The sequence below is a fragment of the Novipirellula aureliae genome (genome assembly GCF_007860185.1).
GTDB classification, from domain to species: Bacteria; Planctomycetota; Planctomycetia; order Pirellulales; family Pirellulaceae; genus Novipirellula_A; species Novipirellula_A aureliae.
In genome coordinates this window covers 575,108-595,842 of the sequence record NZ_SJPY01000003.1, presented here as the reverse complement: position 1 = coordinate 595,842, position 20,735 = coordinate 575,108, and the positions used below count along the sequence as shown (strand labels likewise).

The following is a 20,735-nucleotide window of genomic DNA, read 5'->3' as shown; positions in this document are numbered from 1 at the left end:
GATACCAACGGCAACCACTCGTTGCTGCTCGGAACCGGGGGAGAAGCCCGGCGGAAGCAACGATGGTCAAAGAGCAACGATGGTCAAAGAGCAACGATGGTCAAAGAGCCGAGGCGATCGCCGAAACGACTCTTTGACCCCAAATTCGGCGATCGCTACTTCACCACGATCGGCAAGCTTTCGCTGTGGCTATTGAACTCCGGTGCATACATGCACTCGATCGTTGCCAAGCCGGTTTGATATTCGCCTCGCAGTTGGACGCGAGTGCTATATTCGAATACGTACGTGCCCTTCGCTAAGTAGTCAATAAAGAAATGGGTTGCCGTGTCGCGAGTCGATTCGTAATAGCCGATCCCATCTTGATACTTGTAGCTTGACAACACGTTGACTGGTTCCGTTCCGCTGCCGCGATAATCTTTCATGTGGACATATTCCATATCACGATCGGTGCGAAGCACAATCCGCACGACCAATTCGTCGCCCACGGAAATCGGTCCATCCACTGCGGTCAACGTAGGTCCTTGCGACGTGTTCTTTTTTACAAAAAGCTGTTTTTCCAAAGTCAATGGCGTACCTTCGTAGGGGGTTACCTTGGCGATATCTTCAAAGTATTGCCAATGTAAACTGCCCCAAGCAACGCCGTCGTCAAGTTTTCGCATGGTGACGTTACCCATTTCAGGATTGATTTCTGTTTTGCTGAACCGTTCCTGATAGAAACCCGTGCCGGCTTCGACATCGGTCGGCTCGATTGGCTTTCCGTCTAGTTCGACTTGGACCAATTCGTTCGAGGCCAGCAAATCGCTGCCGCGAAGCAACAATGCGTAGACCGCGTCGGCAGTCGCCTTCGTTGTTTTCCAATCGCGAGTTTGTTTCTGCTTTAGGAGCCAAACCTTGCAATCTTCCACCGCTTCGCGGTCATTGCTGACTTCGTCAAACGCTTCGATCATCATCGCTTGCGTTTCGATTGGTGCTCGATACCACCACCACGACAATTCATTTTCTCGCCAATACATGCCCATCTCATCATCGCTGACGCTGCGTTCTTTGATGCTACGCATGATTGCTTCGGCAGGTTTCGTTTTGCCGAATCGTTTGAGAGCAATCGCCAAATGGGCTTGCGATTGTCGATAGGATAGCTTCAACCAATGTTCCTCGGCTTGTGCGATCCAGTAATCGACGGCTTCACGGTGCTCTGCTGCGATCGCTTGGTCCTTCAAGAAGAAAGAACGTCCGTACAAGTAGAACGCAATCGTTGTCGACAAGTGGTTCCGGTCACGATCCGCAGGTTTGATATCGTTGTAGCGTTTTGTGACCCAGCTATCGAGTCGCGTGAGCGAGCGGACGGCTGCGCCGGCATCGACATCAACCCCAAGATGTCGCATTCTGCCGAACCCGGTCGTGATGTAAAGCGTGATGTAATCGTTTGCCGGTCCACCCGGAAACCACGGCCAGGCTCCATCTTCCATTTGCATTTCGGTTAGTTTGAACAACGCTCGTTTCGTTTCGTCGTCCAATCGATTTTGCTCGAACAATATGGCAACGTTCCGGCGAGCTTGGCTCTCGTTATCCGCTTGGCGGACCCAAGGGGTTTCTTCCAGCATGACCGACTTCAGATCCTGGTTCTTTTCGAGTGGGCTGTCGAGGGCCGGAGTGCCTCGCCACTGCTCAAAGATCCGCTCAATTTTGGGATCGCTGTTGGCGATATGACGTGCCAACGCATTCGCATACAAACGATTAAACGTTTGCTCGCTGCATTGATGTGGATATTCCATCAAGTAGGGAAGTGCCAACACCGCGTACCATGATGGATTCGATGCGACTTGCAATGTCAACGATTGATGACGAAGCGTATCCGAATCGCCCGAGTGGATGAGTTTCTCAAACTCAAACGATTTCGTTTGCTTGCCTCGGATTGGCAGCGGTAACGATTCCGTCACCAAAATCCGCTGCGACAAGACAGGCAAATAACCTTCTTCCCCATCCGAGAGTTTGCCCGTCGAACCGACGGCTTTGTAGGTTAGGTAGCCGATCCCTTCGGGCACTTTGATCTTCCACGAAAGTGTCCGCGATTCACCGCTGGGGATATCGAAGGATTGGTCACCGGTATCGTTGGACAATGCATCGTCAACGTTGTTGCCACTTCTTGCATCGGCGAACGACAAGCGAACTTGCCCGCTTTGCGAGGTCGGTGATTGGTTAAGGACTTTCACCGTGAATTCGATTGCGTCCCCTTCTCGAACAAAACGTGGTGCGTTGGGTTGGACCATCAAGTCCTTTGCTGTCACGGTCGTACTGGTCAATAGCCCAGCACGCAATTCGGTGTCGTGGGCAAACCCCATGAATTTCCATTCGGTGAGTGCTTCGGGCATTGTAAATTCGATCCGCACGCTGCCATCATCGTCGGCGATGAGATGCGGAAAGAAGAACGCGGTCTCGTTCATGTTGCTGCGAGCCGAAACGTTGCCAAGGTCTAATTTTTTGCTGCCTGGCGCTTCGGTACCAGCTTGGTGCGATTGTTTATCAGCCGGCATCGATTCGGCCATTTCAGCATCGGCCATGTCGATCGATTCGTCTGCAGCCGATACACCATCGGCCGCCATTGACCTGCTCATCGCTGCGGCTGGCATCGGCGCGCCACCACCCATGTTCATGCTTTCAGCCCTCGGGGCACCACCAAAGGCATAGGATTTTCTCATCTGGCGACCGAATTGATAGCCCCACAGATTTTGAATGATCTGGTTCGAATAGTGCCGATAGGTCAGCGTGCCGTCACGCCTATCGACTTGCCATCCATAGTGAAGTCGCTGGAGTGGTTGTAGGGAATTTTGGAAACTCAATCCCATATTCGAATGATCTTGGTAAAAGACGTTAAAGCTATCTCGCCAGTTGTGCATTTGGAACGCATCGAGTGATGCATCGTACAGGGTCGCCACCATTTCAGCAGCCGTCTTCTCGGCATCCGGTCCGCGAACGATTGCGGTCCAAGTCTCCTTGGCCGCTGGAGCCAGTTTCGACACAAAGTGTTCCCACTCGACGGTTAGCTTCTTGTTGGACCACGGCACATCAATTTTTCGAGTGTTCAGGTAAGCTCGGTTTTCGCGGACCATCGTCGTGCGAACGCTCAATCCACCTCGCATCGACTCGTCGATTGGTTGTTCGATGAGCAACTGAGTCGTCTTGGGGTCGGACCAAAAGCTCTTCAGGATTTTGCCGCGATGTTCGATTTCGACAAACACTCGAGCGGTCGGATAGCCGCTACCCCAAACCGCTCGGAATGTCTCGCCCGGTTCGACTGAATCTTTCTGAGCAAAGAATCGCTCAGGGACTTGAATGTCAAACTTCTTGGCATCGACATCGAGGACTTCGATTGGCAATAACGCGGAAACTACCTTGCCGAAACGGTCCCGCGTTTCCAACTTGACACGGTAAATGCCAGCCTCGAGCGGGACGCTCCATTTTGCCTTGCCCGCTCCATCGGTTTCAAACGATTCTTCGGCGACTGGATCGCCCAGTTCCCACGAGTTCGGGTCCGACATGTCTTTCGGGGCTTGGTGGGTACCCATGCGACGAGCGTAGATGGTTTGAGAAAGTTGTGGACGAACGACCTTTTCAGGTTGAATAAGGGAGTAGACCTTGATGGTTCCCTTTGCCGACTGTCCTTCGCCATCGAGTGACGTGGTGCGAATCGATAGTTCCACCGGTTCCTTGCTGGTTAGCCAATCGTCCGCGGTCACCTCTGCGGATAGTGCGGTATACCCGACGCGTACCGTTCGCTCATCGGACCGCGTTTCGCCTGCGGAATCGGTCACATCAACATAAGTCGTGTAGACGAACGTTGGCTCGCTCTCTTTGGGGATCGACAAATCAGGCGTTGCAGTAAACTCGACCTGGAACTTCCCGTTCGCATCGGTACGAGCTGTTCCATGAGTGATTTCTTGGTCGCCGCCCGTTTGGTTTGGGAACCAGAGTCGGCCATAGGACCAGGACCACCAAATCGGGTAGCGTACTTCGCGGACGACCCGGTAGTTGACGAGCGCGTCATCGATCGCGGCACCACTGTAAGCGGTGGCATCGCCATCCAGTTTGACCAGGCCGCCAAGCTTCGCAGCTTCTTTTGCAGGATCAATTGTTACTTTGAACTTTGGTCGTTTATACTCTTCGACTTGGATCGAAGTTTGCCCGTTCGGGCCCCCTTTGACCGCCAGAGACATCGATCCCATCAGACGGTCGCGCGGCGCGGTGACGCTGCCTGAAAAGGAGCCGTAATCGTTCGTCCGATGACGGGAGGTTTCAATTTCTTTGCCATTCACATCACGGAAAACAACGGTGACGTCTTCGTTGGCAATCGTTTGATAATGGTTGCTCGTTTGGTTGAACTGCAAACAAATCCCTTTGTAGCGAATCGATTGGCCAGGTCGATAAATCGATCGATCGGTAAAGAACCGAGTTTGCTCGATCGTCTTTGGCTGATTTCTCGTCTCGTAGGTGGAGACATTGTCTTCGGACGAAAGCCCGTCACCGCCAGCGGCGGCGTGAAGGAGCAGGCCATTTTGCCCCGCCCCTTTGTATTGGAACAAGCCGTTCGAGTCGGTTCTCAGCGTCGGCAATTCGGTGCGAGCACCGCGGTTGTTTCTCGCCCACATGCGGACGACCGCGTCGGACTGTGGCACTCCCGTTTTTGCATCGAGAACGAATCCTTCGACCGTCCCCTTGCCGTACGCGGTACGTAGCACCAACGCCAACTTGCTAACCCAAATCTCGGTCATGCTAAGTTGGTTGTCCTTTTCGCTAAAGTCATCGCGGTAACTGGAGATTAGGAAATACGAACCAGATGGCACGTCGGTTGGCACCGGAACTTGCTCGAGTCTCTCCTGATAGTCCTCGGTTTTCGGCAGCTTTGCGGACCATGCTTTGATCGGCTTGGTAGCGAGTAGTGTTTTCCGTTGCTCTTGGTCTCGTTGGTTCGGCGACCACCGATTGGACTTCGCATATTCCTCGAAATCGAACGGTACGACTCGAAAATAAACCCTTTCGACGTTGCGGTAAGTCACGTTGATCGTTGGCCAGGGGTCATTCCAAACTCGCTCCGTCGTCGCACCCGCGGAAGGAGCTTCGATTTGTTGGATCAGGTTATAGCAACGGCGTCCACCCACCGAGTCCGGGTGCTGACTCATCCCCCGGCTAGCGATTTCGTGAGCTTTGACATAGTCATCTTCGCCATGAACGACCTGTGCCCATTCATGTAGTGCGCGTGCAGCGATTGGATCGGCGGAGTACTGTTCAACAAAACGACTCAGTGCCGCCTTGAAGCGAGTTGTTTTTTCTTCGCCAAACGCTTGGTTGTTTCCGAATACCAAACGAGCCAAATCGGCATCCTGAAATGCAGATGGATCCTCGTCATCTTGATGGAAGGAAAGCAGTCTTTGGTATAGTGTGATTGCCTTGAGCGTCGCTGAACTTTTATCCTCGGTTTGCGGTTGCCAAGCAAGGAAATCTTCGACCGACGAGAACACGGGGCTGTCGGCCATTAAGTCGAATGCGTCTTCTGCACGCGACCCTGCCTGTTCCGCTGCTTGGTAGAAGTCCAGAGCATCGTAGACGACAAAATCCCAGAGGGTGGGGCGGAGATCGTCAGGAGCGTTTCCCTTTTCGAGCAGTTTGTCGTAGTCGGCGATGGGTGTCGATTTTAGTTGTCGTTCATTTTCGAGCGCTTTGTCAAAATGCTTCGAAACCTCCTCGAGAATACGGGCCAAATCCCAGGTATTGATATCATCGCTCATTGGTTCCGATGTTTGCGTCCGCTGCATGAACCGCCAGCGATTTTGTTGGAAGAAATGCCAATACCAATTTGCCAACACCGATTGCATCATTGGCTTCATTTCTGCCGGTGCCTTTTCAATCTCCTCTTCCAAGCGAACGATTTTCTCCTCGGGGCGGTTGCCTTGAATGTTCCCTTCGAGGGCAATTTTCATTGCGATCGCTTTAATCGCTTCGGGATAATCCTTGCTCTTTTTTGCATTCTCAATGATCGGCTCGAGCTTCTCGATGCCCGTTTTCGGAAGTCCTTTATTGATAGCCTCTTGCACGCCTTCCCAACCGGATTTTGACACGTTCATTTCTCGCTCTCCTTGCCCTTGACCAGTCGTTTGTCCCAAAATCCAAGTCGGAACCAACACTCCAGCAGCCGACGCGATGACAAGAAAGCTTGCGAAGCAACATTTGCGAATCGACATGACGAAAACATCCAAAGTAGATTGAAACACAGAAGCCCCTATTCTAGCAGGGCGAACTTGATGTCAACGAACGAGCCGTCGGTTTATTAGGAAGGATCCGAAACTTTTCGATTCGTGTTCGCCCCCGATTGTCATTCTGCTCGATTGTCATTCTGCTCTCCGGGCGGAAAGCAGAGCGACATCGCGGAGTAGCCGCGTTAAGAAATTATTCACTCCACCTCGTTCTTTCCCTCGGAGTCTGGCACAATACAATTATTCAAACTCGCTATCACGGACCTCTTCGCCAAAACCCGAAAACGACCATGCGTACGATTTTAGCAGCCAACCGGCAAGCGATGGGCAAGTGGATTGCCAAGCACGCCGCTGAAACGCTTCGTCAAGCCATCGAAGAAAATGGCAAAGCGTCGATGGTCTTGTCGTCGGGATCTGCCCAATTCGAAGTGATTGCAGCTCTCTTAAGACAACGAAAAGTCGATTGGTCGCAGGTCGTTGCTTTCCAAATCGGTGAATATGTTGGCATCAAAAGCGACGACCCAGGCTCGGTTTGCCGCTATTTGCATGAGCGTTTTGCAAACCAAGTGTCCTTGGCCGATTTCCATTACATCGACGGAAAACAGCCGGTGGCAAAATCGATCGAACAGATGGCTGGACCACTAGAAAACACCACGATCGATTTGGCGCTGATCTCGATGGGGGAATCAGCTGACTTGGCGATGAACGGACCGCCTGCCGATTTTCAAATCGTCGACCCCTATATCAGCATTAAGCTCGCCAAGACCTTTCGCAAACAACAAGTTGGCGAAGGCTGGTTTCCGTCACTCGGCAAAGTTCCGCAGCATGCCGTGACAATGTCGATCCAACAAATCTTGAAGTGCAAGACGATCTATTGTGCGGTCCCTGATGATCGCAACGCGAGAGCGGTATGTCGAGCGATCGAAGGGGATATTGACCCCGAGGTACCTGCCAGTATCCTGCAGTGGCATCATGGCACGACGATTGTCTGTGATCGTGCCGCCGCCAGCAAGCTAAAACGAAAGTCTCTCGACCAAATGGAACGCGTTCGGTAAGCCCGCTCTCAGCCGCTAGCCTCGACCAGCCTTGCCAGTAACTCGCCAACGGTTTGGCTTGACGTTTTGATTTGTTGTTCCAACGATAGCGACACGGTCGAGTCGCCTCGGATGGCCATGGCCGTTGTGTCGATGCCAGCGGTCGATGCGGGCAAGTAGGCTTGTGCTCTCGCCCTTCCATCGTCGACACCCCCGATTTGAAGGCTGGCCATTCGTTTGTCAAACAAAGCATTGCCCAGACGGATATCGACGGTTCCTTCTGAAGACATCGAATCCGTGATGCTCGGTAAACTTGCATTGGATCGCCAAGCGGTTAGCGATCGGTTGGTCGCCGCTCGATCGATTTGCAGCGTGACCGCTCGCTGGTTCCGATTCAAATACCAAACCATTTTCGCAAGCAAACTTGCGACCGAAATGGCTTCTTTCGGTGCAAATGCATTGGGACCGATCACGATCGCCAAGTAGGAGGCGTTGCGAATCGCAGGCGTCCGCTTGTCTGGTTGGAGCTTGTTTGGTTCATCGGAGTCCGATTGTCGTAAGCGAAAGTACAACTCAGCTAGAGATTCCGCGTCCCATTGCTCAGATGCGACGACCTGTTTCCCTTTTGCATCCAATCGTGTTAGCAAGCGAGGGTACGAAGGTGCAACATCACCAATCAGCCAAATCAGATCCGCATGACGGCGAATATCGCCGATGGTTGCGGTCACGTTCCCCTCGCGGCTAGTCGCTGTCCGCCATGCGGCTTCCGAGACGGTCTCGTCGATCCACAGCTTGATCTTCCCTAAACCCGCCAGCGTTTGAAGCGTTTTTGCTGTCGACAGATCGGTGCCACAAGTTACGACGTTCAAACAAGAGCGGTTGGCAAAATGCTCCGCTGCAAAATCGAAAATCAGTTGCTGTGCTACTGACTCGCTTCCGAGGCGCGGAGGCGGTGAGGTATCGAGCAGGGAATGATACCCTTCCGCCGCCCGCTCGCAGTCCGTTAGGTTGATTCCGCCAGACCCACGGTCGTTGCCGAGCAGAATATCGTCGCAGTGAATTGCGCAGAATGGACAAACGATCGGTGGAAGTGATGTCATGACGGATTCCCGTTTTTGGGCTGTTTGCTTGAATGTCGCTCTACTCCCTACTCCCCGAGCAGAAAACGTCCGCCGATTGGCTCGGCCCCGCTTTCGAGCCTCGTGCTCGATCCTGTCGCGATGGAATGAAACGGCTATTGCGGAAGTTTTTTTTTCTGACGCCCTTAGCAATTACGATTTGCACACACCCTTGTCAATCCCCGCTGACATGAATGCGGAAGTAAAGTCCAATGTTGACCTTTCCTTAAAAGACGATGGTGGTCAACATGAAATCTGCTCGCGAGACACCTGGACAGACACCTGGCTCGCCACTCGCCAAATTTCCGTTCGATCCCGCTCGCCTGCCGTTCTTTTATGGCACGGTCGCGTTAGCACTGGGAACGCTGGGGGTTCTGGCCAGTGCCCCGGGGCAAACGATCGGCGTCTCGGTGTTCACCGATTTTTTGATGGATGCTCACCAATTGTCTCGCAGTTGGATCAGCTTTGCGTACTTGGTGGGTACGATTTCCAGTGCATTGTTGATCACGCGTGCTGGTCGTTGGTACGACCGATATGGAGGACGCTGGATGTCCGCCGCTGCGGCATTGATGTTATCACTGGCTTTGACCGGCATGAGTTTCTCGGCCGAAATCGCCGAGTCCATCGCAGCGTTTTTACCAAGCGTCGATCGCAGCTATACGTCCTTGGCCGTCTTGATGCTAGGCTTCTTCGCGATGCGTTTTTTTGGACAAGGCATGTTGACGTTGTCATCACGCAACATGGTGCTGGAGTGGTTTGAGCAGCGTCGTGGTATGGCGTTGGCTTTCATCGGGATTTCGGTCGCGTTTGGCTTTTCCTTGACGCCTCCATTTTTTGAATGGCTGATCCAAAAGGGTGGCTGGCAATGGGCATGGCAAACGATTGCAGCACTCGTTGCCTCGTTTGCAATCATCGCATTTTGTTTTGGGCGAGCGAGACCCGAAGACCATGGACTATTGCCTGACGGGCCGTTCGCGAAGGACGCTCGGAATATCCACCCCGAAACTCGAAACGGGCGGCACTTTACGTTATCGGAAGCGAGAGGCACGTACAGTTTTTGGGTGTTCACATTTTGCACCGTTTTATCTGGCTTACTGTTAACGTCCCTTTCCTTTCACGTGGTCTCTTTTTTCGCTGACGCAGGAATGCCGCGTCGTGAGGCGGTGGCCATCTTCATCCCGGCCGCCTGTGTTAGCGTCGTCGTTGAATTTGTTGCCAGTTGGTTGAGCGATTTTGTTAAGCTAAAGTATCTGGCGATGGTACAACTGATTGGAATCGTCATGCTGTCTTTGAGCCTGTCGTTTCTGGGCTCGCAAACGTCGGTCGTATTTGTGGTGTTGGGAATGGGGCTAATGCAAGGCATGTTTGGTATTATTGCATCGGTGACGTGGCCGCGATTCTTTGGCCGTAAACACCTCGGTGCCATTTCGGGGTTTTCGACCTCTCTGGTCGTCGCAGGGACGGCGGTTGGCCCCTATTTGTTCAGTGTGGCACACGACCAATTTGATACTTATCGCGTCGCCACGTTGCTGTGCGCCCTATTCGCTGTCATCCTGCTAGCCGCATCGCTGCGAGCGGACCGCCCGCAGTAACTAAGACACCATCATGACGAGCGCACGCTTAGTTCTTTCACGCATTCGACTAGGGCAATGGCATTTTCGACGGGCGTTTCTTTTAAGACGCCGTGACCGAGGTTGAAAATGTGTCCCGGTCGATCGCCGACCGATTCAAGCAAGTCGGCGACGCGTTCTCGGATCACATCAGGATCGGCCAAGAGAATGGTCGGGTCAAGGTTTCCTTGAACCGAGCAATCGTGCCCGATACGCTGCCAAGCGACATCGAGCGGGATACGCCAATCGACGCCAACGACCGTTCGCCGGTCACCGCGAAGTAACGGCAAAAGCTCTGGGTTGCCCGTCGCAAAGTTGATGACGGGTACCGATGGATCGATCCCTGCAATGATCTGTTTCATCCAAGGCAATACATGCTTGATGTAATCCGTCGGCGACAAGCATCCCGCCCAACTGTCGAATAATTGGACGCAGTTTGCACCCGCTGCAATTTGATGGTTCAGATAAACGGTGATCGCATCGGACAGTTTGCTCATCAAATCGGACCATGCCGACGATGGATCGTACATCAATTTCTTGGTATGCGAATACTGGCGACTGCCACCACCCTCGATCGCATAACTGGCTAGAGTAAAGGGTGCCCCGGCGAATCCGATGAGTGGCATTTCCGCTGGCAAGTCTTTGCGGGTTTGCCGAACGGTTTCATAAACAAAATCAAGTTCCTCCGGCCGGTCGAGCGGTTGGATGCGGTCTACTTCCGCAGCCGTTCGGACCGGATTGTGAATCACTGGCCCGTCTCCCTTGACGAACTCCAGGTCGAGACCCATTGGCACCAAAATGGGCAACAGGTCCGAGAAAATGATTGCCGCATCGACCCCCAATCGATCGACGGCGGTACACATGATTTCGCTACAGAGCTTCGGATTGGCACAAAGCTCCAAGAAAGTGTGTTGCGATCGAACCTCGCGATACTCGGACATGTATCGGCCCGCTTGACGCATTAGCCAAACGGGAGTCCGCTCGGTGGCTTCACCGCGACATGCACGCAAGAATAGCGAGTCGTGACAGGGGGAACTCTCCGCCATGGATTCCTGCTTTAAATCGATCGGTTTGAGTCGACGCTTTGCTTGAACGAGAGCTTCGCTACGAGCCGCGGTTTCCGTCACAAGGTGCCCCATCTTCGGATGCGATGGTTCGATGTCAACGTGCAAATCACATTCGAAAAGCATTTGACTGGTCGTCGGCCCAATCGAAGCGATCACCGTCGAATGCAAACCACGCCGCAAGGAGTCAACTCGATTCAATTGTTCTGCCATTCGCAGCATATTGACGATTTGATGGGCGCTGGTGACCAACAACACATCACGCTGGCCAGCCGCCAAAGCTTGCACGTTTTCTTCGAGCAGCAGCGTATCGCTTGGAAATTCCCATCCATAGACTCGGACTGGTTCAACCGTTGCACCTCTTGCCTCAAGTCCTGCGATTAGCGATGCGTTGGTAATTCCGTATTCCTGCAGACCAACGGTTTGGTTGGCGATCGATAAATTGGCATCGATCGTTTGCAGTAACTCACGCCACGTGTTCGGTTCAGGGGCCCGGTAGGTGGGTTTGAGCCCGAATTCACGCATCACCGCGGCTGGCTTCGGGCCACGACAAATCGTTGTGATGTCGGAAAGAGAATCGAGGAACCGTTGTTGGTCGAGATGCTTTTCGATTGCTTTTAAGAAATAGCGAAAACCGACACCGGTCATCAAGATCATCGTACTGATTTCACCCGTCATCACGCGGTGGGCAAAATCGATCGCCGCACGGTTCGGTTCGATGGGAACCTCTTTCATCGAAGGACTAACATGTGCCTCGCCACCATGCCGCTGAATCAAACGGGTCATGTCCTCGGCACGGCGGCTTTCCAATGCCGCAATATGAAGCCCGTTGAAATTTGCAGACGGTTTTGACATGACGAGTAAAGTGTGGAAAGAGAAACGTTGTTGTAAAAGATGAATTTCGACGTGATTGTAGAGTAAATGTCGCCTGGAAAGTAGGTCGGGAAAGTGTCAAGTTCCGTCGATTGTCAGAGCGGATCACGACGGTTGGTGGTGGAGGATCTCGTTTGAAATGTCTTTTTTTGCCGGAGGATGACCAACGGAATCCGCTGCCCAAAGAGTGTCAAATGACCGCTGGTCCGCCGCCCCCCCCGCTCCCCTTGGCGTTTCGACCGAAAGCCGGCCACTCTAGCGGTCGCCCTGCGTAGGCTTTACTATTAGTAGCCGCGTCTCTCCGAGACGCGAACATCTCCAGTAGCCGCGTCTCTCCGAGACGAGAACATCTCCGGCGCTGGTGGTTCTCGTCTCGGAGAGACGCGGCTACTGGTGCGGCTAATGTTGGTGGTACTCGTCTCGGAGAGACGTGGCTACTGGTGCGGCTAATGTTGATGTTCGCGTCTCGGCGAGACGCGGCTACTGTTGGTGGTTCTCGTCTCGGCGAGACGCGGCTACTGGGGTGGATCCTGTTGGTGGTTCTCGTCTCGGAGAGACGCGGCTACTGGTGCGGCTACTGTTGATGTTCGCGTCTCGGCGAGACGCGGCTACTATTCATCGAAGGGTTCTAGTCGAGTGAACAACTTAATCAAGATCGATCATCCGCTTGTCGAGCACCATCTTTGCCGGCTTCGTGACAAGACGACCCGGTCGAGCGAGTTCCGTGCAACGATCGGGCGATTGTCCATGTTGGTAGGCGTTTACGCGACACAAGACTTGTCGACCAAGCCTTGTCGGGTTCCAACCCCGATCACCGACGCCAATTGTCACGAGTTGGCGGTGAGGATTGGATTGGTTCCGATTTTGCGTGCTGGGCTTGGCATGGTCGAACCGCTTCAACAATTGCTGCCCGATGCTGCTGTTTGGCATTTGGGGCTCTATCGAAACGAAGAAACCGCTGAGCCAATCGGTTATTATGACAAGTTGCCGATGTCAGGTGCCCCGAATGTCGCTTTGGTCCTCGACCCGATGTTGGCCACTGGCGGTAGCGTCGATTTGGTTGTGAGGCGATTGATTGAGTGGGGCGTCGACGAGATTCGAATCTTGAGCATCATTGCGGCTCAGCCAGGTGTGGATCGAGTATTGTCTGATTTCCCTAAGGTTAAATTATTTGTCGCGGTTGTCGATCCTGAATTGAACGATCGATCGTTTATTGTGCCTGGTCTAGGTGACGCGGGAGACCGCATCTTCGACACGCCTCAAACCGAATAGAATCGTTATCATGCAATCTCGACTGATTTGCGGTCTCGGCATCATTATCCTGGTCTCGATTGCATGGCTGCTGAGTTCTGATCGACGACGGTTTCCGGTGCGAATTGTTGTCGGCGGAATTCTGTTGCAAATCGTACTGGGTTTCTTGGTACTTCGAACTCCTTGGGGGCAGCTCCTGTTTGAGCAGCTTGGGAACGGAGTCACTCATCTACTGAGCTTCGTTGACGAAGGTGCCTCATTCGTTTTCGACATCAATGCGCGAAGCACCGATTCCGTTGATGACATCATCCCAGTTAAGCATGCATTGCTAAGAACCTTTGCGTTCGGGGTATTGCCCACGGTGATTTTCTTTTCGGCCTTCATGTCCGTGCTGTATCACATCGGCGTGATGCAGTGGGTGGTGATCTCGATGGCATGGGCGATGCAGCGAACGCTGGGGACGAGTGGACCCGAAACCTTATCCGCAGCAGCAAACGTCTTTGTCGGACACACCGAAGCGCCGCTGGTGGTCAAACCTTACTTAGCAACGATGACTCGTAGCGAGCTGAATGCCTTGATGACGGGCGGTTTTGCGACGGTTACCGGTGGGCTTCTCGGGGCCTACGTCGACATGGGAATGGATGCCAGCCATCTGATAACCGCTTCGGTTATCAGTGCTCCCGCTGCGTTGTTGATCGCCAAGGTAATGCTGCCCGAGACTGAAGGGGCACCGTCGACCGAAAGACTTCAGTTATCTTCCGAAAAAGCGAGTGTGAATGTGATTGGTGCAGCGGTTCAAGGTGCTTCGGACGGATTGAAACTGGCCTTAAATGTTGCTGCGATGTTGATCGCCTTCTTAGCATTGATCGCACTTTGTAATTCTATTTTGGTAGCGATAACCGGCGTGACACTCGAATCGATTCTGGGTTACGTTTTTGCTCCGTTGGCATTGTGCATGGGAATTCCGATCGACGAATCGGTCGCTGCAGGAGAGTTTATCGGCATCAAGACGGTCGCCAACGAGTTCATCGCGTTCATGCAACTCGGGGAACTTGATACGGCAAGTGTTGACAGTCCGATCAGTGAGCGGACGAAAACGATTTTGACCTATGCGCTCGCAGGCTTTTCCAACTTTGGTGCAATAGGCATTCAAGTCGGTGGGATTGGCGGTCTCGAGCCTAGCCGCAAAGATGATCTGGCCAAACTGGGGTTGCGAGCGATGTTCGGGGGGCTGTTGGCATGCTGCATGACCGGAGCGGTCGCCGGAATGCTGTTGTGAATCGCCTGTCGGCACCCCGCTTTCAACGCATATCGGTCAAGACGACCTCGGTCCGATAGCGTTTGCCATCACGGTAGATAATCATCGGGATTTTCTCACCAATTTTGGCTAGTCCGACTTGGGCGACCAAATGGTCATCGCTATCGACTTTTTGGCCTGAGAATTCGACGATGATATCACCACGTTGCAAATGAGCCACTTCGGCAGGCGATCCAGGGCGAACGGATTTGACCAGTGCGCCGCCAGCCGCGGCGGTGTATCCGGCTGCAGCCAAATCCGCAGCCGAAAAGACGGGGTCGAGTGTCACGCCTAGATAGCCGCGGCGCAGTTGCCCGTATTGGACCAATTGATCGGCGACTTGAACGGCCATGTTGATCGGAATGGCGAAACCGATCCCTTCGCTACCTCCGCTGCTACTGGCGATCGCGGTATTGAGTGCGACGACTTCGCCACGCAGGTTAAGCAGCGGCCCACCACTGTTTCCCGGATTGATCGCTGCATCGGTTTGAAAGAAATCCTGCATTTCAATTCGTTGTTCCCCGAGCGATAAATCCCGCCGCCCCTTCGCACTCAAAATTCCAAACGTGACCGAATGACTCAAGCCAAAGGGGCTGCCAATCGCTATCACAAAATCGCCGATCTCGGTCATGTCGCTGTTGCCCAACCGAGCAGGCGGCAACGCTGTTGGCGAGATTTTCAAAATGGCGACATCCGTGCTCGCGTCGGCGAGAATTTCACTGGGATGAAACTCTTTTCCATCACTCGTCCTTAGCAAAATCTCGCTGGGGCTTGCGCCGACAATCACGTGCCGGTTGGTCATTACCCAAGTGTCATTCCCAATCCGCAAAACGACCCCCGCACCTGCTTCATCATAAGACTCGTTCTTTTCTGTTTTATGTGCTTCGATATGAATGACACTTGGTTTCACCAGTTGTGAGACCCGTCGAACGAGATTGCCGAGCCGATCGAACATGCTAAATTCTTCGGCCAATTCGTTGAACAGACGCTCACGCTGTGAGTCGATCATCTGTTGGCTCGGCTCGTCGAGTGACGGACGACGGACGCTTACCGAATGGCCATCCGAGCTCAATGTCGAGTTTGTTTGCGCAGAGGCGACCGTGGAAACGGTGATCCAAGACATTCCAATCAGTGAAATGATGAAAAAACATCTTGGCACATTGGGCGAACGACATACCGCGTGATGTCGACAGGTCTCGGGTTTTGGTACCATGGCATTGAAGTTTGATGTACAGGAAGGGGGGAGGAGGAAAACGGTGCGTTTGGAGGAACCGGCAAAACGAAGGGAGAGGACGTTGCCGTGATTCTATACATCGCCCTCTTGTAAAGGCTAGCTTTCGAACTTCGCTACTCGGTAGACCTCTGCGGTTCAGGTGGCAAAACAGTTACTTTTGGCGCATTAAAAAACGGCGGGATAATTGTCCCGCCGTGACTGCACTAATCCGCAAAACCCGCCCTCTGATTGCGATTTTGGTTGCAACCGTTCGCCTCGGTAAAACACAGGAGTACAGCCTGCAACCGATCCCGCCCGACGCATGAACCGGCCAAAGTCTGCACTCCGACCTGAAATCGCGATCAAACCGAGTCGACTTCAGCGTCTTCGAAGATACGGTTCCACCGCACGGTTCCATCTTGATCGTTCGACATTTCCGATTTTCGGCGGCATGAGATGCAGTCGGTCGCGTAGGGGATTGCGCGAAGACGAGTCAGCGGGATCGGCTTTCCGCAATCTTCACAAATCCCGTAGTCACCTCGCTCAGCTCTTTCGATCGCTTCTTCAATGGCCGCCAATTCTCGGCTTTCGACCTCCAAAATTTGGCTGTTGAGTTCATCTTGGACGGTGTCGGCAGCAGCGTCGAGGATGTCACCCGTCTTTTGCTGGTGCAACTCTTGCAGCAGACTTAAATCGCCTGCCAACGCACGCCGCAATGCGTTTCGGCGATGAACAAGCGTATCCTTCAGTTTTGAAATCGCATCTTTTCGTGCCATCGCTATCAGCCTCTACCTACGGTGAATGTGTCAAGAATCTCGTTGCTGCTGTTTCAAATTCGGTACGACGGGTGATTTTACCCTGTCGATAAGGGCGTCTACCCTCCCCGCACCGTCCATCATAGGAATCCTATGTGACTTGTCTGCTTCTGTACTCCGAATTTTAGCTGGAATATTCGAGAAGTCATACAAAATCGTTGTAATTACCCGGCCTTTGTGGGCTGGGACAGCAAAAAACTTTTACTTTTATGGAAGGGACATTTAAGCGATTTCGTCGCCAGCCGGCGTCGCGACAACGGAAAAATTGCTACAGCCGTTTCATTTTAACTCACCCCAGCATTGGGAATGTGCCGAAACCAAGAAGGTGCATTCGCGCTGGCACCAGCGCAACTGCGCGCTACAGCAGCAATCGAGCAATCTCAGACGGTGCAGGTTCCCCAGATTGCTTAGAGAAAATGCACGAACGCATAGACTTTCCAAATTCGAGGACGCGGCCCGTGAATACGGATTACAGCAACACGGATCACAGCAGCCAAATGGCTTCTCTTCAAGCCGACTCTTTTGCTTTGGGCGACTCCGTCGATACCAATCCAATCGTTTCGGTGGTGTCGCAGCTCCCTTTCGGTGGCGTCTCAAAAGACGATTCAAATGGCGAAGACCGTTTAAGTGCGGCAGCCAAAGATGCGATCGAATTTCGGGTCACGAGCCCAGGAGCACCGAATCGACGACTCCGGCTGACGGGGAATCGATACACGTTTGGAAGTGCCCACGGCTGCTCGATCCAATTGGCCGACCAAACCCTTCGCCCGATGCACGCCGTTTTGATTCGCGACGCCCAGCGGATCTTGGTACGCGCCTATTCCGTTCCAATCGAAATCAATTCCGTTCGCACGACCGAGGCAGCCCTTTGTGTCGGCGACACTCTGCGTTTGGGTGACTATCGGTTCGAACTCTTAAACGGGCCAGTGAATAGTGGGCCAGTGAAAAGCGGGCCAGTGAAAAGCGGGCCAGTGAAAAGCGGGCCAGTGAAAAGCGGGCCCGTGAAAAGCACGACGGCCGCAGCACCGTTCAAGTCACTCTTTTCCGATCGTGGCAAAGGAGACCGCGTCGCACGCGTGATTTCTGAAGAGACCGACACGCTTGCCTCCCCACCCGCTTCCCTGATCGGTTCGATACCCAAGCTAAATAGCAAACGCAGTGAATCCGACGATGCTTGGCATGAACAGCTTCGGCGAGAGATCGAGCAGTGGCGTAAGCGGCAAGAAGAGGTTGATCGGCGGGAATCGAGGTGCTGTGACCGTGAAACCATATTGCAAAGTCGCGAAAGTGAATTGTGGAGCCGCGCCGAAACATTGCACAAACGCGAAGCTGAATTGCTGTCCGAAGAGTCAAAGAATCGTGTCACGCAAGAACAATACACTCGCAAAGCCGCTGAAGTCGAACGGTTACAACAGGCTAGTCTCAGCCGCGAGGAGCTCTTTGCACAAAAGGAAGCGGAATTCAAACGCTTGCAAGATCACTACCGAGGGCAAGTCGAAGACGCTCGAAAGCAAGTGGTTCAATCCCAAGAGCAAGCCAAAACGGCTACGGATGCGATCGCTCAAATGCGCGAGCAATTCACGGCGCTTAAAGACCACTTGGAAACGCTGACATCCAACCAACAATCCCTTCGGCAGGAAGAAGAGGAAAAGCGTGCCGAGCAAAATCGCGTTCGTTTGGAACTCGAACAAGCTCGCGATCAAGCGGTTGAGGCCAAAGCCGAGAGCGAGGCGAAATGCCAAGAAGCAGAAACAAGGCTTGCCGAAATCAGCCAACAATATGAATCGATTTGTCAACAAATCGAAGCGGAGCAACATGCCGCGAATCAGAGCGGCAATGCCGTTGGAGTGCTGCAAGCTCAAATCGAAGAATTGCAGGAAATCGTCCAACGGGCAACCGATGAATCAACACAGCTCAAGAGAGACTATCTCGAAGCTCGCGATTCGGTCGCGCAGTTGGAAGCCATGCTTCAAGATTCCCAAGCAAACCATCATCAAGACCACGAAAGTTGGACCGCAGAAGCCGACTTACTCCACGAGAGCGTACAATCGCTATCGCTGGAATTGGCCACTGCAAATCGTGAATTGTTGCAGTTAAAGGAGGCGAACGAATCGCTGACGTTGAAACTCGAAACGTTCAAAGCGGAGCGTGATGATGCGGCCTCCGAACGCGATGAAGCCATTGCGGAACGCGAACGGGTGATCGCAGAAATGAGTTCGCTGCCATCCAACGAAGCATTTCTCGCGCTGTCCGAAGAACTTGGTCAAGCCAGCGATCAAATGAACGCGGTCAAGTCGCAGTACGAAGAGAATATTGCGATATTACGCCAGCAGCTCGCCGAGCGGCATCGGTCCGATCCGAGTCAACCGGAAGATAGCTGTGGCGTTGTTTCTGAGAATCTTGCTGCAGAGGCTGATGAAAAACCGCTCGCTCAGGAAACGCATGACTCCGCTTGCGATAGCGTCCCCGGCGAGGTGGAGGATGTCTGGTCGATTTCACAGCCAATCGAGTCGGTCTCGAACGAGTCCACCCCAATCGAGTCGCTGTCGAGCGAGCCGGAATATGTTTCCGTTGAGAGTGCGGATAGCGTTGTTTGGACCGATGATTCCCCAGCGGAAGCTTTGGAAGATTTGGAAGATGGGTTGGAGCAAGAGGTTGCTGCAGAAAAAGAAAACGCCGACGACGGCTCACAGGCAAACCTTTGGGACTCGCATCAAACGTCCAACGAACTTGATGATGACGGCGGTCGAATCGATGCGGATCTGCAAGAGCAGTGGATCGATCCGGTCGATTCGGTTTCTCCAGCTGATTCGGTGACCAATTGGGGCCAAGCATCCGCTACCGACGACGTCGAACGTGATGTCGATGCGATTCGATATGCCGGTGAGGAACAAGATTCGACTGGTTCGCTGCCAGAGGAATCCGAACCATGCTCGTTTGCGAGCCAATTGATTCGAGAAATCGAATCGAGTATCGAGTCGAAATCCGAGGATGGAAGTTTCGAGGAGGGGACTCGCTCGGAGTATCCAAGAGATTCGCAGCATGAGAATCCCAGCCCGGAAAATCATGGGCAGGATGAAGTGTTCGCTGGCCAGGAGGATGATTCCTATGAGGCAACTTACCAAGCAACAAATGTTCTTGAGCATTTGCCAGTCTCTCCGCACGATCTGGACTCGCAAGCGGATGAGTCAATGGCGGATGGGGCAATGGCGGATGGGGCAATGGCGGATGGGTTGGCAGCGAATCCATTAGAAGCCGACGAAAATTCGGTTGCCCATGATGCGTCACAAAGCGAACCGATCGAATCGGATTGGGGACCAGCGGAACAGCACTCCGATGACGACGCGGACGGACAGAACTTCACGAGTGCGTGGTCGTTCGAGAATGCCGATGAGCAGGAAGCGATGCCCGCAAGTGCCGAGTTGGAGGAAGGGGAGCAGGAGGACAGCGACCGGTATGACTATGCGAGTTTGAAGGAGGAGGAGTATGACGATGAGGAACCGATCGATTCGACACCACTGTCATCGCACACCTCTACCGCCGAAGAGACGGCGTCCGTAGGTAGCAAGCCGGAAGAGGAGGAGGATGATTCGATCGAAGCGTACATGAACCGCTTGCTCAAGCGGGTGCAAGGCGAATCGTCGGCGATTTCGCTACCCGACCAGGAATCGAAGGCGGCCTCATCGATTACGCCAGCATCGGTTGGTGGTCGACCGCCCGAACAGGGTGCGGACGATGAAATGGAATCATCCGTTCAGGGGCAAGTCGCCGATTCGGCGGTCGCTGAATACGATCCTTCGGAGCCGATGATCCCCCGCAGCCAAGCGCCCGAGCGGTCTGAGAATTTGTCTGCCATGCGTGACTTGGCAAATCAATCAGCGCGGACGGCGATTTCTCGAAGCGTACGCGTGCAAACTCGTGATACTCAGCTCAAGGCAATGACGAAGCTCGTTTACGCTGGGATTGCAGCGTTTTGTGCTTTTCTGATCGTTGCATTCGTTGCGTCTTGGTTGAAATTCGTGGCCGCAGCTGCCATTTTGGTTTTGGGATGCGTGTTCGCCCGCGAGGGCCAATTGCTCTTCCAAAGCGCACGGCAACGAATTCAGCAAGCCGAAGAGGGGGCGCTACTAGAGGAACTTGAAGAAGAGAATGACGAGCACATCCAATCTTAACAAGAATTTCATGCAATCATGTCCAGTACAAGGGTGCCGCTCG

Annotated in this window: 10 protein-coding genes; 5 read left to right on the top strand and 5 right to left on the bottom strand. The window is 53.4% G+C overall.

Features of this window, described 5'->3' with window-relative positions:
• Positions 1 to 155: 155 nt before the first annotated feature.
• Positions 156 to 6,233, bottom strand: coding sequence for an alpha-2-macroglobulin family protein (locus tag Q31b_RS11550; RefSeq protein ID WP_231617488.1), 6,078 nt, complete (start codon positions 6,231 to 6,233; stop codon positions 156 to 158).
• A 302-nt stretch (positions 6,234 to 6,535) separates the two neighbouring features.
• Between Q31b_RS11550 and Q31b_RS11545 the strand changes: the two genes are divergently transcribed.
• Positions 6,536 to 7,300, top strand: coding sequence for a 6-phosphogluconolactonase (locus Q31b_RS11545; protein ID WP_146599816.1), 765 nt, complete (start codon positions 6,536 to 6,538; stop codon positions 7,298 to 7,300).
• Positions 7,301 to 7,308: 8 nt separating this feature from the next.
• On the opposite strand, the gene Q31b_RS11540 is transcribed toward Q31b_RS11545, so the two are convergent.
• Positions 7,309 to 8,379, bottom strand: a complete 1,071-nt coding sequence (locus Q31b_RS11540) for a hypothetical protein (protein ID WP_146599815.1) — start codon at positions 8,377 to 8,379, stop codon at positions 7,309 to 7,311.
• Positions 8,380 to 8,645: 266 nt separating this feature from the next.
• Between Q31b_RS11540 and Q31b_RS11535 the strand changes: the two genes are divergently transcribed.
• The gene (locus tag Q31b_RS11535; protein ID WP_146599814.1) at positions 8,646 to 9,989 is read left to right on the top strand and encodes an MFS transporter; all 1,344 of its coding nucleotides are present in this window, start codon (positions 8,646 to 8,648) and stop codon (positions 9,987 to 9,989) included.
• Between the two features lie 11 nt (positions 9,990 to 10,000).
• Here the strand turns inward: Q31b_RS11535 and hemE are convergent, their stop codons facing one another.
• Positions 10,001 to 11,926 (bottom strand): uroporphyrinogen decarboxylase, encoded by a 1,926-nt coding sequence (gene hemE / locus Q31b_RS11530; RefSeq protein ID WP_146599813.1) that lies wholly within the window; start codon positions 11,924 to 11,926, stop codon positions 10,001 to 10,003.
• A 654-nt stretch (positions 11,927 to 12,580) separates the two neighbouring features.
• Here hemE and upp point away from each other — a divergent pair.
• Positions 12,581 to 13,216, top strand: coding sequence for a uracil phosphoribosyltransferase (gene upp / locus Q31b_RS11525; RefSeq protein ID WP_146599812.1), 636 nt, complete (start codon positions 12,581 to 12,583; stop codon positions 13,214 to 13,216).
• A 10-nt stretch (positions 13,217 to 13,226) separates the two neighbouring features.
• Complete coding sequence (locus Q31b_RS11520) at positions 13,227 to 14,474, top strand: NupC/NupG family nucleoside CNT transporter (protein ID WP_146599811.1); 1,248 nt, start codon at positions 13,227 to 13,229, stop codon at positions 14,472 to 14,474.
• A gap of 22 nt (positions 14,475 to 14,496) precedes the next feature.
• Here the strand turns inward: Q31b_RS11520 and Q31b_RS11515 are convergent, their stop codons facing one another.
• Both Q31b_RS11515 and Q31b_RS11510 read right to left on the bottom strand, forming a co-directional pair.
• Positions 14,497 to 15,705: a S1C family serine protease gene (locus tag Q31b_RS11515; protein WP_390622318.1), complete on the bottom strand. Its 1,209-nt coding sequence runs from the start codon at positions 15,703 to 15,705 to the stop codon at positions 14,497 to 14,499.
• Between the two features lie 362 nt (positions 15,706 to 16,067).
• The gene (locus tag Q31b_RS11510) at positions 16,068 to 16,481 is read right to left on the bottom strand and encodes a TraR/DksA family transcriptional regulator (protein ID WP_146599810.1); all 414 of its coding nucleotides are present in this window, start codon (positions 16,479 to 16,481) and stop codon (positions 16,068 to 16,070) included.
• A gap of 497 nt (positions 16,482 to 16,978) precedes the next feature.
• Between Q31b_RS11510 and Q31b_RS11505 the strand changes: the two genes are divergently transcribed.
• Positions 16,979 to 20,692, top strand: coding sequence for a hypothetical protein (locus Q31b_RS11505; RefSeq protein ID WP_146599809.1), 3,714 nt, complete (start codon positions 16,979 to 16,981; stop codon positions 20,690 to 20,692).
• The last annotated feature ends 43 nt before the right edge of the window (positions 20,693 to 20,735 follow it).